11 protein-coding genes and 1 riboswitch are annotated in these 13,706 nt (G+C 67.4%); of the genes, 7 read left to right on the top strand and 4 right to left on the bottom strand.

The features are described from left to right. Position 1: 1 nt before the first annotated feature. The gene (locus SKC41_RS20570; protein WP_330979500.1) at positions 2–895 is read right to left on the bottom strand and encodes a glycosyltransferase; all 894 of its coding nucleotides are present in this window, start codon (positions 893–895) and stop codon (positions 2–4) included. Between the two features lie 296 nt (positions 896–1,191). On the opposite strand from SKC41_RS20570, the gene SKC41_RS20565 reads away from it, so the two are divergent. The 5 genes from SKC41_RS20565 (at position 1,192) to SKC41_RS20545 (ending at position 8,592) form a co-directional block, all read left to right on the top strand. Further along, positions 1,192–1,761 (top strand): carboxymuconolactone decarboxylase family protein, encoded by a 570-nt coding sequence (locus SKC41_RS20565; protein ID WP_330979499.1) that lies wholly within the window; start codon positions 1,192–1,194, stop codon positions 1,759–1,761. Between the two features lie 35 nt (positions 1,762–1,796). Then, positions 1,797–2,921, top strand: a complete 1,125-nt coding sequence (locus SKC41_RS20560) for an NAD(P)H-dependent flavin oxidoreductase (RefSeq protein WP_330979498.1) — start codon at positions 1,797–1,799, stop codon at positions 2,919–2,921. 170 nt (positions 2,922–3,091) lie between these two features. Beyond that, positions 3,092–3,261, top strand: a riboswitch (M-box (ykoK) riboswitch). A gap of 277 nt (positions 3,262–3,538) precedes the next feature. Next, positions 3,539–3,772 carry an Rv1535 family protein gene (locus SKC41_RS20555; RefSeq protein ID WP_330979497.1) on the top strand — a complete coding sequence of 78 codons (234 nt, stop codon included), beginning with the start codon at positions 3,539–3,541 and terminating at the stop codon, positions 3,770–3,772. A 346-nt stretch (positions 3,773–4,118) separates the two neighbouring features. After that, the gene (gene ileS, locus SKC41_RS20550) at positions 4,119–7,277 is read left to right on the top strand and encodes an isoleucine--tRNA ligase (RefSeq protein WP_330979586.1); all 3,159 of its coding nucleotides are present in this window, start codon (positions 4,119–4,121) and stop codon (positions 7,275–7,277) included. 94 nt (positions 7,278–7,371) lie between these two features. Next, the gene (locus tag SKC41_RS20545) at positions 7,372–8,592 is read left to right on the top strand and encodes a peptidoglycan DD-metalloendopeptidase family protein (RefSeq protein ID WP_330979585.1); all 1,221 of its coding nucleotides are present in this window, start codon (positions 7,372–7,374) and stop codon (positions 8,590–8,592) included. Here SKC41_RS20545 and SKC41_RS20540 read toward each other — a convergent pair. Further along, entirely contained in the window at positions 8,582–9,601 is a 1,020-nt protein-coding gene (locus SKC41_RS20540; protein ID WP_330979496.1) for a hypothetical protein, read from the bottom strand. The two genes, SKC41_RS20545 and SKC41_RS20540, sit on opposite strands and share 11 nt — an antisense overlap. A 170-nt stretch (positions 9,602–9,771) precedes the next feature. Between SKC41_RS20540 and SKC41_RS20535 the strand changes: the two genes are divergently transcribed. Beyond that, complete coding sequence (locus tag SKC41_RS20535; RefSeq protein ID WP_330979584.1) at positions 9,772–10,722, top strand: dTDP-glucose 4,6-dehydratase; 951 nt, start codon at positions 9,772–9,774, stop codon at positions 10,720–10,722. Here the strand turns inward: SKC41_RS20535 and SKC41_RS20530 are convergent. Continuing rightward, complete coding sequence (locus SKC41_RS20530; RefSeq protein ID WP_330979495.1) at positions 10,711–11,283, bottom strand: class I SAM-dependent methyltransferase; 573 nt, start codon at positions 11,281–11,283, stop codon at positions 10,711–10,713. The two genes, SKC41_RS20535 and SKC41_RS20530, sit on opposite strands and share 12 nt — an antisense overlap. 40 nt (positions 11,284–11,323) lie before the next feature. On the opposite strand from SKC41_RS20530, the gene SKC41_RS20525 reads away from it, so the two are divergent. Then, complete coding sequence (locus SKC41_RS20525) at positions 11,324–12,748, top strand: DNA polymerase IV (RefSeq protein WP_330979494.1); 1,425 nt, start codon at positions 11,324–11,326, stop codon at positions 12,746–12,748. On the opposite strand, the gene SKC41_RS20520 is transcribed toward SKC41_RS20525, so the two are convergent. Further along, the gene (locus tag SKC41_RS20520) at positions 12,713–13,639 is read right to left on the bottom strand and encodes an asparaginase (RefSeq protein ID WP_330979493.1); all 927 of its coding nucleotides are present in this window, start codon (positions 13,637–13,639) and stop codon (positions 12,713–12,715) included. The genes SKC41_RS20525 and SKC41_RS20520 overlap by 36 nt on opposite strands. Positions 13,640–13,706 lie beyond the last annotated feature (67 nt).

The following is a 13,706-nucleotide window of genomic DNA, read 5'->3' as shown; positions in this document are numbered from 1 at the left end:
ATTAAGCCGCGCTTGGTTGCTGCGCGCCGGGCGCACTACGCGCCCTTGCGCGTGGCAGGCGGTCCCGCAGCTTTGCCAACGTGAATCTCTGTCGGTCGGCGTCGTAGAAGAACCGCATCGTGCGGAACGGGTAATACAGCAGCAGCAGGGTGGCAATCGTCGTATGTGCCGTGGGGCTCTTGATGCCGTGCAGTTTGGTCGTCCGCGTGTAACGCGTGGCATATCGGTAGAAATCGCGCGGTGAGTCTTCCACCCGTCGGCCCGAGATAGCGGCGACCATGGACGGCGCATAGGAAATCTTGAAATTGTTCTCGAACAGCGTCAGCGCGAGGTCGATATCTTCGTGCAGGAGCATTTCGGGGTCCAGCTGCGTCTGAAGACGAACGCCCTTCCATGCCGTTGCGCGAATTGCCATGTTGCAGCCGAGCAGAAACCGTTCGCTCTTGACGTGCTTGTGCAGCCGGTAGCGAAGCGTGGAATCGACCCAGAACAGAAATGCCCGCAACGGCAGGTCGTAAATGGCGATCGGACCGCTCGCGGCGTCGATGTCGGGATCCTGGAAGTAGTTGCGAACCTTCTCGACCCAATCCGGCGGAATGACGGTATCGGCGTCAATGCGACCAAACACGTCGCAGCGTGCATGATCGAATCCGTAGTCCCGGGTCGGCGCGGCGCCTTGGTAGGCGCTTTGGTCGAGTAGCTGGATGTCCAGGTGCGGCGCCGCTGCTTGATATTTGCGCACGATCGACGCGGTGTCGTCGGTCGACTTGTTGTTGACGACGATTATTTCGTCCGGCGCCGAAGTCTGGTTGATGCACGATTCCAGGCAATTGCCGATGAACCGTTCTTCGTTGTAGGCGGGGATGACGATCGTGACCGAGGGCTGTTGCGCCATGGCTTACACCCAATCTGCGGACGTGTGGGGACAGCCAGCGCCTTAGACAGCCGGCCCCGAATTCAGCTGCGAGGGCGAGTAATTCATTTACGCCCTTTTGTTCAAACCGTAGTTGTGATTGCGCCCGGGAAGCGGGGTGAACAGCCGCATTTTCGTAGAACGTTCACCGGCAAACGCCCGTCGTTCAACACGTGTCTATCTGCGAACGGCCTTGGTTGACCGCCGCACCCTGAACAGCCCGGATACCGCTGACTACGATTGCAGACGTTCCGCCAGTTGATCGGAGTGCCCACACGATGACAACAGCCCGCGTGCCCGGACTGCCGCTCGGCGAGGCCAAGGCCGCTGCCGACGAGGCGGCGGTACCCGATTACATGGCCGAGCTCAGCATCTTCCAGGTGTTGTTGAACCATCCGCCGCTGGCGCGCGCGGTCAACGATCTGCTCGCGACGATGCTGTGGCACGGTTCGCTCGACGCGCGGTTGCGGGAGCTGGTGATCATGCGGATCGGTTGGCTCACCGCGTGCGAATACGAATGGACGCAGCACTGGCGCGTCGCCACCCGGTTGGGTGTCACGACCGAGGACCTGCTCGCTGTGCGCGATTGGCAACAGCACGAGGGTTTCGGGCCCCGCGAGCGGGCGGTGCTGGCGGCCACCGACGACGTGGTGCGCGACGGCGCGGTCAGCGGCGACAGCTGGGCCGCCTGCGAGCGCGAATTGCAAGGCGACAAAACGACTCTCGTCGAGCTCGTCACCGCGATCAGCGCGTGGCGGATGATCTCGTCGATCCTGCAGAGCCTCGAGGTCCCGTTGGAGGACGGCGTGGCGGGCTGGCCGCCGGACGGGCGTGCTCCGGCGAGTTGATTGCCATGCCCGGCGATAACTCCTAGCGTCGAGGAATGCGGACCAGGGTCGCCGAGATGCTCGGTGTGGAGTTCCCGATATGTGCCTTCAGCCACTGTCGCGACGTCGTCGCCGCGGTCACCAACGCGGGCGGATTCGGCGTGCTGGGCGCCGTCGCACACAGCCCACAACGGCTGCAGAACGAACTGGCCTGGATCGAGGAGCAGACCGGCGGCAAGCCCTACGGGGTCGACCTGTTGTTGCCGCCCAAATACGTCGGCGCCGAGGAAGGTGGCATCGACGCGAAGCAAGTCAGGGAGTTGCTCCCCGAGGAGCATCGTGCGTTCGTCGAAGACTTGCTCGCCCGGTACGGCATCACGGCTCCGGCCGAACCGCCGCGGGCATCCGTCGGCGGCCTCAACATCTCACCCAAGGGTTACGAGCCACTACTGGAAGTGGCTTTCGCGCATGACATTCGGTTGATCGCCAGCGCGCTCGGGCCGCCCCCGGCCGATCTCGTCGAACGCGCGCACGGCCACAACGTATTGGTGGCCGCGCTGGCGGGCACCACCGCGCACGCGCGACGGCACGCGGCGGCCGGCGTCGACCTGATCGTCGCGCAGGGCACCGAAGCCGGTGGCCACACCGGCGAGGTGGCCACGATGGTCCTGGTTCCCGAAGTCGTCGACGCGGTCGCGCCGGTCCCGGTCCTGGCGGCCGGCGGGATCGCCCGCGGGCGCCAGATCGCGGCGGCCCTGGCCCTGGGCGCCGAGGGCGTGTGGTGCGGCTCGGTCTGGCTGACCACCGAGGAGGCCGAGACCGACCCGGTGGTCAAGGAGAAGTTCCTGGCCGCCAGTTCCTCGGACACCGTGCGATCGCGATCGATGACGGGCAAGCCGGCGCGGATGCTGCGGACGGCTTGGACCGACGAGTGGGAGCGGCCCGAAAACCCGGCTCCGCTCGGCATGCCGCTGCAGACCAACCTCGTCACCGAACCACAACTGCGCATCAACCAAGCGGCCGCCCATCCCGGCGCCAAGGCACGTGAGCTGGCAACCTATTTCGTCGGCCAGGTGGTCGGTTCGCTCGACCGCGTCCGGCCAACACGTGCGGTTGTGCTCGACATGATCGAGGAGTTCGCCGACACCATCGGACGGCTGGAAGACTTAGCTGACAACTGACTGTCGGGGCGCGTTCGGATGGGTGTGAACCATGCCACAGCGCGGTGTTTGACCAGGTCAGCGGCGTCAAAGCTGATCGAAAGCTGTGAAGCGGCGTAATAAACCCATAAAGTTGCGCGACACGGCTTAGATCACATTGACCGGGGCGGGTGCCTCGTGGAGTATTTACGGCAGCACCTCGTTAGGTGAGGCGGCTACACGAACACAGGCCACTGACCCCGAACGTCGAAAGACGCCCCGGGTCAGGACAGCTCCTCCCGGCTTAAGGGTTGAGTCCAAGTGGCTTCCGGAGTTCCGGACACGTCGTGTGGTGCCAAAGCTCTGACGAGAGGGGTGCGGATTTCCGGCGGTCGCCGGATTCTGAACTCCTTTTGGTGCGCGCAGATAGGCGCGGGTAACCGCACGCGTCGTGGCCGTAGAGGAGGTGAGGGACGTATGAGTTCCAGTGGCAGTCCGGATGGATATCCAGGACAAGCTCCGTCCCAATCCGACCTCCGGCCCGACGCCTCGAGCTAGCGAATCAACTTAGCGCTCAAGCGTTCTCGGATCGGAACCCGGACGGGTCGGGACACATCAGTCCAGTCAGAACCCGTTTGCAATTCCGTTAGGAGACGATCATGACCGCAGTACTCTTCGACGAAGTAGTTGCCGTAGCGCCCGTCCGCAACCTGCGGGTGGTGCGCGACACCACGCCCACGCGGGCCCCCGCGCCCAGGAAGGCCCCTTCCGCCGAGGCCGGATACTTCGGCGCCGGCGACCCGCTGGTGACCGGTGCCGCCCGCCTGCTGAGCGTCCCCGTCCGTCACCTCTACGCGGCGCTGTGGCGCGTCGGGGTCATCGAGGTTCGCTGACGACGGATGTGGCCCGGCTGATGGCTCCAAGGGGCTAGTCGACCGCAGAAACGATGTGCGGCCAGCTAGCCCCTTGGAGCCGGCAGTGATGGATTTGCGGTGGTCCGTAGAATCTTGTGCACGGCGTCGATCCGGATATCACCGGGGAGCCTTCGGAAGAACAGCCCGCTCCACGATCGGGGCAGCCCAGTAGAACCGAACGGGTAGGCCCGTCACAGCCCGAATCGAGCGGCCGCGCGTGAGCGCGGCAAGCGGGGTGGTACCGCGGTGCTCGCGCAGACTGCGCGACCTCGTCCCCGGCCTGACCGTAGGCACGCAGGAGACGACGCGCACCGTGACCGACTCAATCACCGGCGAAGCCGGCGCCAGGGCTTATCCGAAGCTCGCCGGGGGAGCCCCCGACTTCCCGGCGCTGGAACTCGAAGTCCTCGACTCCTGGACCCGCGACGACACCTTTCGGGCCAGCATCTCGCAGCGCGACGGCGCCGAAGAATACGTGTTCTACGACGGCCCGCCGTTCGCCAACGGGCTGCCGCACTACGGGCACCTGCTGACCGGGTATGTGAAAGACATCGTCCCGCGCTACCGCACCATGCGCGGCTACAAGGTGGACCGCCGCTTCGGCTGGGACACCCACGGGCTGCCCGCCGAACTCGAAGTCGAACGCCAGCTGGGCATCACCGACAAGTCCCAAATCGACGACATGGGCATCGCCGCGTTCAACGAGGCCTGCCGGGAATCGGTGTTGCGCTACACCGCCGAGTGGCAGGCCTACGTCACCCGCCAGGCGCGCTGGGTCGACTTCGACAACGACTACAAGACGCTCGACCTGCCCTACATGGAGTCGGTGATCTGGGCGTTCAAACAGCTGTGGGACAAGCGCCTGGCCTACGAGGGCTACCGGGTGCTGCCGTACTGCTGGCGCGACGAAACCCCGTTGTCCAACCACGAATTGCGGATGGATGACGACGTCTATCAAAGCCGCCAGGACCCGGCCGTGACGGTCGGTTTCCGGGTAGCAGCCGGTGGTGCCCCGAAAGGATTAGCCGGCGCCTACTTGCTGGTGTGGACGACCACGCCGTGGACCCTGCCGTCCAACCTCGCCGTCGCCGTCAACCCGGAGGTGACCTACGTCCAGGTCAAGGTCGGGGACAGGCGCTTCGTGCTGGCCGAAGCGCGCCTGGCGGCCTACGCAAAAGAACTCGGTGAAGAGCCCGAGATACTTGGCACGTATTCGGGTGCCGACCTGCTGGGGACCCGCTACCTGCCCCCGTTTCCCTATTTCATGGAGAGCGCCAAGGCATTTCAGGTGCTGCCGGGCGACTTCGTGACCACCGACGACGGCACCGGAATCGTGCACATGGCGCCCGCCTACGGTGAAGACGACATGGCGACCACCGACAAGGTGGGCATCGTGCCGGTCACGCCGGTCGACTCCAAGGGCCGCTTCGACGTCACGGTCCCGGATTACCGGGGGCAGCACGTCTTTGACGCCAACCCGCACATCATCCGCGACCTGAAGAACCAGAGCGGTCCGGCGGCGGTGAACCAGCCGGTACTGATCCGTCACGAAACCTACGAGCATCCCTACCCGCACTGCTGGCGATGCCGCAATCCGCTGATCTACCGGGCGGTTTCGTCGTGGTTCGTCGCTGTCACCGAATTCCGGGATCGCATGGTGGAACTCAATCAGCAGATCACGTGGTACCCCGACCATGTCAAGGACGGCCAGTTCGGTAAGTGGTTGCAGGGCGCGCGCGACTGGTCGATCTCGCGAAACCGCTACTGGGGCAGCCCAATTCCGGTGTGGAAATCCGACGACCCGGCCTACCCCCGCATCGACGTCTACGGGAGCCTCGACGAGCTGGAGCGCGACTTCGGGGTGCGGCCCACCAACTTGCACCGGCCCTACATCGACGAACTCACCCGGCCCAACCCCGACGATCCCACCGGAAACAGCACGATGCGGCGCATTCCCGACGTGCTCGACGTGTGGTTCGACTCGGGATCGATGCCGTATGCCCAGGTGCACTTCCCGTTCGAGAACGCGGACTGGTTCGCGGGCGGGGCGGCGGGAGAGGGTGGGCACTATCCGGGTGACTTCATCGTGGAATACATCGGGCAGACCCGCGGCTGGTTCTACACGCTGCATGTGCTGGCCACCGCGCTGTTCGACCGTCCTGCCTTCAAAACCTGTGTGGCACATGGGATTGTGCTCGGCTCCGACGGGCAGAAGATGAGCAAGTCGCTGCGCAACTACCCGGACGTCAGCGAGGTGTTCGATCGCGACGGCTCCGACGCGATGCGCTGGTTCCTGATGGCCTCACCGATCCTGCGCGGGGGCAACTTGATTGTCACCGAGCAGGGCATCCGCGAGGGGGTGCGCCAGGTGCTGCTGCCGCTCTGGAACGCCTACAGTTTCCTGGCTCTTTACGCGCCGAAAGTCGGTGCCTGGCGCACCGATTCGGCACACGTGCTGGACCGCTACATCCTGGCGAAGCTGGCCGTGCTGCGCGACGACCTCACCGACTCGCTGGAGGTCTGCGACATCTCCGGGGCTTGCGAGCAGCTGCGTCAGTTCACCGAGGCGCTGACGAATTGGTATGTGCGACGGTCACGTTCGCGGTTCTGGGAGGAGGACGCCGACGCGATCGACACCCTGCACACGGTGCTGGAGGTGACCTCACGACTGGCCGCACCGCTGCTGCCGTTGATCACCGAGATCATCTGGCGTGGTCTCACCGGCGAGCGCTCGGTGCACCTGACGGACTGGCCGCGGGCCGACGCGCTGCCCGCGGACGCCGAGCTGGTGGCCGCGATGGACCAGGTGCGCGAGGTGTGCTCGGCCGCGTCGTCGCTGCGCAAGGCCAAGAAGCTGCGGGTCCGGCTGCCGTTGCCGAAACTGACTGTGGCGGTGGAGGATCCGCAGCAGCTGGTGCCGTTCACCGACTTGATCGCCGACGAACTCAACGTCAAGCAGGTGGAACTGACCGACGCGATCGACACCTACGGCCGCTTCGAGCTCACCGTCAACGCCCGGGTGGCCGGCCCGCGGCTGGGCAAGGACGTGCAGGCCGCGATCAAGGCGGTCAAGGCCGGCGAGGGCGTCGTCAACCCCGACGGCACCTTGACCGCCGGCCCCGCGGTGCTGCAGCCCGAGGAGTACAGCTCGCGGCTGGTGGCCGCCGACCCGGAGTTCACCGCGGCGCTGCCCGGGGGAGCCGGCCTGGTGGTGCTGGACGGCACGGTGACCCCGGAGCTGGAGGCCGAAGGTTGGGCCAAGGATCGGATCCGCGAGCTGCAGGAATTGCGCAAGTCGACCGGACTGGACGTCTCGGATCGCATTCGTGTGGTGATGTCGGTGCCCGCCGAGCGGGCCGACTGGGCGCGCGCTCACCGCGACCTGATCGCGGGTGAAATCCTGGCCACCAGTTTCGAATTCGGCGATCCCGTCGCCGGCACGGAGATCGGCGACGGCGTGCGGGTCGAGATCGCCAAATCCTGACCGCGGACGTGCCGGGGTGGCGTGGCACGCCGCCTGTTGACGGCGCGCGATTCGGGTAGCGTCCGGTTACGGAAACCATCAGATGGAGGCGTCGTTGCGGATTCTGGGTGTGTTCCGGGTGCACAACGGTGCCGACGTCTTGCCCCGGGTCCTGGACGGGCTGGCCGGTTGGTGCGACGACATCTACGCGATCGACGACCGCAGCACCGACGACAGTGCGGAGATCCTGCGCCGGCACCCCGCGGTGACCAACCTGGTGCGGGCCCGCTCCGACCTGCCACGAACGCCGTGGCTGATCCCCGAACCGCCCGGGCTGGAACTGCTGTACCGGATGGCCGATTTCTGCCGCCCGGACTGGATCGTGATGATCGACTCCGATCAGATCGTCGAGGCGGACGTCGACGTCCGCGAGGTGTTGGCGGGCACGCCGGACGACGTCGCGGCGCTGATGTGCCCGATGATCCCGGCCTGGAACGACCCGGATTATCCGGACATGATCCCCGTGATGGGAACGGCGGAATCGGTGCGCGGGCCGTTCTGGCGGTGGCGCCCCGGGCTGCGGGCCGGAACCCGGGTGATCCACAATCCGCACTGGCCCGCCAATATCACCGAGCACGGCCGCATCGGACTGGTGAACGAGATCCGCTTGCACCACACCGGATGGGCAACCCTGGCCGAACGGATCGGCAAGGTCGAGCACTACCGCAAGATCGATCCGGACTCCGAGATGAACTACGGCGTGCCCTACGACCGTGCCCTGCTGTTCGGCTACGCCTACGAGGAGATCGACCTGCTCAAGGCCGACTACCAGCGCCGGGTGCGCGGCGACTTCGACCCGGCCGAGCCGGGCACCCGTCTACCCATCGATCGCGGCAGCCTGGCGCTCGGTTCCGGCTACGGGCGCCGGGCCGCGACGTTTCATCCCGGCGTCGACTTCGCCGCGGATCCCGGGACGCCGATCCACGCGGTGACGTCGGGAACCGTCTCGGCCGTACGCGATCTCGACCCCGGTGGGCTTCGGTCGGTGACCGTCTCGTGCCGCGGCCTCGACACCGTCTACGTGTTCCGTCCCGGCGACGAGAGCCGGATCGCGGTCGACGACCGGGTGGCCGCGGGAGCACGAATCGGCGCCCTCGGCCCGGAAACCCAATCCCGGGACGGCTTCTTGCATTTCGAGGTTCGCATCGACGGCGAGCACACCAGTCCGGTGCGTTATCTGGCCAACCTGGGGCTGCAACCGTGGCCTCCGGCGGGGCGCCCGCGACCGGTGTCGGGGACCTTCCCGGCGTCCTCGCCGTGCACCATCACCGGGTGAGCTGTTCGAGATCTTCCAGCAGCCCGCGCGCGGACCGAATCGCCGAGCGGACCTCCTGCAGCACCTTGGCAGGATGCTGCTCGTCTTTTTCGCCGAGCCGGTTGTAGCGCTCGACGCCGAAACTCGCTGATTCCACCCGTATCCCGAACGGCACCGCCAACGATCGCAGCGCCTCGAAGTGCAGGTAGTAGCCCACCGGTTGGCCGGTCACCATCAGACATGACGAGCCGCGCATGCCTACCGTCCGAGCGGCGAAGGTGTAGGTGTCCGACGAGTTCGCCCGGCGACGGTCGGGGTCCGGCGATGGCGTCTCGAGCAGCGTGATCGGCACGCCGAGCTCGTTGGTCTCCGGTGCGAAGCGCCACACCGTCTCGTCGCCCTGCGCCTTACCGACCCGCCCGCGCACGTGCTCCATCAGCTCGCGGGTGTCGAGCTCGAACGCGTCGGCCGCGCCGAAGGTCATCAACTCGAATTCGGTGCGGGCACCCGGCGCACACGCGTCGATCGCGTCCTGCTCGGAGTCCAGCACGGGCCGGGACGCGGCGGCCAGCACCACGTGGCCGATGCGCCGACCGGTGGCGATCTCACGCGCATAGCGGGCGCGCAGCAGGTTGGTGTATCGCGCCCCGCCGATCACCAGGATGTGATCGAAATCCGTTCCCTCAGGCTTGGTTTCGCCCGTCACGCCCAACGCGGCCGTCGCCGCCTCGATCCTCTCTTGCCGCGAGGCGGCCAGCGGCAATCGAGGGATCAGCCACCGGGCCGCGCCCGCGGCGTCCTGGCTGCTGAGCCGTTCCGCGGCGGCTGCGCGGGCCCGGCCCCGGTAGTCCCACGCGTCGCTGAACTCGTCGAGGAACGCCAGCCGGTCGCTCAGGCTCAGTCCGTCGGGGATGGTACCGCCGAACACCGCGACGAGCTCCGCCAGCGCGGGGTGGGCCGACCACGACGCGACCTGCCGCTCGAGTTCCCAGGTGTCGATCGCGGCCGACCCGGCATGTGACGAACACACGTGACGTTTCCCTGTTCCTTCGAAAGCTGGGCGCTCGTGGGGCGATTCACAACGTACCGCCAATACGGGCACCCACCGCGCACTTCACCGAATTTGCATTAGCGACAAATTCGGCCGATGCAGTGGCTAGGATGCGCCACAACACGCATATGACGGGAGAGCGGAAAGTAGTGCGAATTCTCGTAACTGGCGGGGCGGGCTTCCAGGGCAGCCATCTGTGCGAGGCCTTGCTCGCCACGGGACACCACGTGACCGTCCTCAACACCTTGTCCGTTGCCGCCAAGGGAAATCTGCGTAGTTTCCAGATGAACGAATCGGCGGACGTCGTATTCGGCTCCGTGACCGATCGGGAGTTGGTCAGCAAGACGGCGCGCGACCACGACGTCATTTTCCACCTGGCGGCGAATATCAACGTGGACAAGTCACTTGACGATCCGAGAAGCTTTCTCGAGACCAATGTGATGGGCACGCACCACATTCTCGAGGCCGCACGCGAGTACGGGTCGCGAGTCATCTTCGCGTCGACCTGTGAGGTGTACGGAGACGGTCACAGCCTCGCGCCGGATGCGCTGCTCGACGAAACGGCCGAACCGAGACCCAACAGCCCATACGCCGCGTCGAAGGCCGCCGCCGACCGGCTGTGTTACTCGTACTTCCGCTCGTACGGCATGGACATCGCGATTGTTCGTCCGTTCAACATCTTTGGTGAGCGACAGAAAAGTGGAGCCTTCGGTGCGCTGATTCCGATCCTGGTGCGCCGCGCCATCGCCGGTGAAGAACTCACCGTCTTCGGCGACGGCTCCGCGACCCGGGACTACCTCCACGTCAGCGATGCGGTGGACGCCTACCTACTGGTGCTCGACACCCCAGATCTCAAGGGCCGCGCGATCAACTTCGCCAGCGGCACGAATACCCGGGTGCGCGACATCGCCGAATACATCGCCGCGAAATTCGACACCCGAGTGGTCAACGGACCCGCGCGGCCGGGCGAGGTGAGTCGGTTCCCCGCCAGCATCGCCTTGGCACAAAGCATCGGGTTTGCACCCAAGGTCGGCATCTGGGAAGGCATCGACCGCTACATCGAGTGGGCGAAAGCCCAGCCGCAAGAGCTAGCCGGTTAGCTTTACCGCTCGCCAGCGCAGCCGGCCGCCGCGCACCTCGACCTCGACGTCGCCGAATCCCGCCGCGCGCAAGCGATCCGGCAGGGTGTCCGGCGAGACGGTGTTGCAGGTGTCGCGGAAATGCAGGATCCGGAACCGCAGCGAATTCACGCTGTCGCTGCCGGCGAAAACACCGCCGGGGCGCAGCACCCGGAAAGCCTCGGCGAACAACCGATCCTGCAGATCGACCGTCGGGACGTGGTGCAGCATCGTGAACGACACCACCGAGCTGAACTCGTCGGCCGGCAACCCGGTATTGGTGGCGTCGCCGTTGATGATTCGCGCCCGGTCGCCGTAGAGGCGCTGCAGTCGCTGCGCCATCGGGGTGTCGATCTCCACCGAGGTGAGCTTCGGCGTCCTGTCGACCAGCACCCGCAGGATGGCGCCGTAGCCGGGCCCGATCTCGAGGGTGTTGTCGCCCAGATCGACGTCGGCCAGCGCCCAGGGCAGCAGATCGTCTTCGACTGCTTTGGCCCAGCGGTCCGAGCTGCAGATCCGTCGGTGCGCGAGGTTCATGGCCATGTGGAAAACGTTAGCCCAGCAGCGCAATAGCATTTGTCGGATGGAGTCGCGTTGGGTCCTGCACCTGGACATGGACGCGTTCTTCGCCTCCGTCGAGCAGCTCACCCGGCCGACGCTGCGAGGTCGGCCGGTGCTGGTCGGCGGGCTGGGCGGCCGGGGAGTGGTGGCCGGGGCGAGTTACGAGGCGCGGGTGTTCGGGGCGCGGTCGGCCATGCCGATGCACCAGGCCCGCCGGATGATCGGTGTGACCGCGGTGGTGCTGCCGCCGCGCGGCGTGGTGTACGGGGTCGCCAGCCGGCGGGTGTTCGACGTGGTGCGCGCCGTGGTGCCGGTCGTCGAGCAGCTGTCCTTCGACGAGGCTTTCGGGGAGCCGCCGCAGCTCGCCGGGGCGTCCGCGCAGGACGTCGAGGAGTTCTGCGAGGGGTTGCGACGACGGGTGCGCGACGAGACCGGGTTGATCGCCTCGGTGGGCGCCGGCTCGGGCAAGCAAATCGCCAAGATCGCCTCCGGGCTGGCCAAACCCGACGGCATTCGGGTGGTCCGGCGCGCCGAGGAACGGTTGCTGCTCGACGGGTTGCCGGTGCGGCGGCTGTGGGGAATCGGCCCGGTCGCCGAGGAGAAGTTGAATCGGCTCGGCATCGAGACGATCGGGCAGCTGGCCGCGCTGACCGAAGCCGAGGTCGCCAACATCCTGGGCGCGACGGTCGGCCTGGCGCTGCACCGGCTGGCCCGCGGCATCGACGATCGCCCCGTCGCCGAGCGCGCCGAGGCCAAGCAGATCAGCGCCGAATCCACCTTCGCCGTCGACCTGACCAGCCTCGAGCAGTTGCACGAGGCGATCGCTCCGATCGCCGAGCATGCGCATCAGCGCCTGCTGCGCGACGGCCGTGGCGCCCGCACCGTCACGGTGAAGCTGAAGAAGTCCGACATGAGCACGCTGACCCGCTCCGCGACCTTGCCGTATGCGACGACGGAGGCCGCCGCGCTGGTCGCGCTGGCCCGGCGGCTGCTGCTCGATCCGCGCGAGATCGGGCCGATTCGGCTACTCGGCGTTGGGTTTTCGGGGTTGAGCGACGTGCGCCAGGAGTCGCTGTTCCCGGACCTCGAGCTCGCGGCGCCCGGACCGGAGGCGCCGCACTCCTTGCAAACGACAACCGAGACCGCGACCGACGCCATGTTCGCGGCGGCCCCCGAGGCCTCGCCGTGGCGGGTGGGCCTCGACGTCGAGCACCGCGAACTCGGGCACGGCTGGGTGCAGGGCGCCGGCCACGGCGTCGTCACCGTGCGGTTCGAAACCCGAAGCAGCGGGCCGGGTCAGGCCCGGACATTCCCCGCCGACACCGCCGATCTCGCCGGCGCCAACCCGATCGATTCGCTGGACTGGCGTGACTATCTGGGCGAGCTGCGCACCGGGGACGCCGCCGGGGCCTCAGCCCCAGCGGGCGATGACGTCGCCGACCGGTGACTGTGCGGCCAGCGCGGCCATCAGCAGCACCCTGGCCTGCGGCGGCCGCAACCGCGGCACCATCACGGCACCGGCTTCGACCAGTTCGTGGCCGGGGCCGTAGCCCGCGCTGACCCCGCCGCCGGGCACCCGGGTGGACACCCCGACGACGATCCCGTTGGCGCAGTGCCGGCGCACGCCGTCGACCACCGCGGCCCCGGCATTGCCCGACCCCAGCGCCTCGAGCACGACGCCCCGCGCTCCCGCGGCCACGAAGGCATCCAGCGCCACCGAGTCGCTGCCCAGGTAGGCCGCGACGATGTCGACCCGCGGCGCGTCGGCCGCCCGCAGCTCACCGAGGTAGGGGCGGATTTTGGCGCCGTAGCGTGGCAGGCCGCCCGGCGTCGCGGCGACCAGCTCGCCGGCGAAGCCGCTCAGGTCCTGGGTGGCCACCTTGTGCATGCCCAGCGGTTGCAGCACCCGCCCGGCGAACGACACCAGCACACCGAGACCCCGCGCGGCCGGGCTGGCCGCGACCGCCACCGCGTCGCGCAGGTTGGCGGGCCCGTCGGAGTCCGGGGCGTCGGCGCTGCGCATCGCGCCGGTCAGGACGACCGGCGGGCTGCCGGCATAGGTGAGGTCGAGCCACAGCGCGCTCTCCTCCATGGTGTCGGTGCCGTGCGCGACGACCACGCCCTGGGCGCCGTCGGCGACCGCGACCCGCACCGCATCGGCGATCCGGTCCCAGTCGGGCGTCGTCAGCTCCGAGCTGTCCACTGCCATCAGGTCGACGACGTCGACGTCGAGACCGGCGGTGAGGTCGGATCCGCTGCGGCTGGGACGGCGCACGCCGTCGGCGCCGGTGCTGGTCGAGATCGTGCCGCCGGTGGCGATGACGGTGATGCGGCCCATAGCCGAATCATTCCGCACGCGCCGGGGCGGCGAGGCCGCACCCGACCGAGCCGGGTGCTAGGGGATG

It is taken from the genome of Mycobacterium sp. 050128 (assembly GCF_036409155.1).
Taxonomy (GTDB): domain Bacteria; phylum Actinomycetota; class Actinomycetes; order Mycobacteriales; family Mycobacteriaceae; genus Mycobacterium.
The sequence above is the reverse complement of the archived record's forward strand: the minus strand, read 5'-3'. Positions and strand labels throughout refer to the sequence as shown.

Coding starts and splice junctions, on each gene's coding strand:
- SKC41_RS20570 (WP_330979500.1), bottom strand. CDS start 895: ATGGCGCAACAGCCCTCGGTCACGATCGTCATCCCCGCCTACAACGAA.
- SKC41_RS20565 (WP_330979499.1), top strand. CDS start 1,192: ATGACAACAGCCCGCGTGCCCGGACTGCCGCTCGGCGAGGCCAAGGCC.
- SKC41_RS20560 (WP_330979498.1), top strand. CDS start 1,797: ATGCGGACCAGGGTCGCCGAGATGCTCGGTGTGGAGTTCCCGATATGT.
- SKC41_RS20555 (WP_330979497.1), top strand. CDS start 3,539: ATGACCGCAGTACTCTTCGACGAAGTAGTTGCCGTAGCGCCCGTCCGC.
- SKC41_RS20530 (WP_330979495.1), bottom strand. CDS start 11,283: ATGGCCATGAACCTCGCGCACCGACGGATCTGCAGCTCGGACCGCTGG.
- SKC41_RS20525 (WP_330979494.1), top strand. CDS start 11,324: ATGGAGTCGCGTTGGGTCCTGCACCTGGACATGGACGCGTTCTTCGCC.
- SKC41_RS20520 (WP_330979493.1), bottom strand. CDS start 13,639: ATGGGCCGCATCACCGTCATCGCCACCGGCGGCACGATCTCGACCAGC.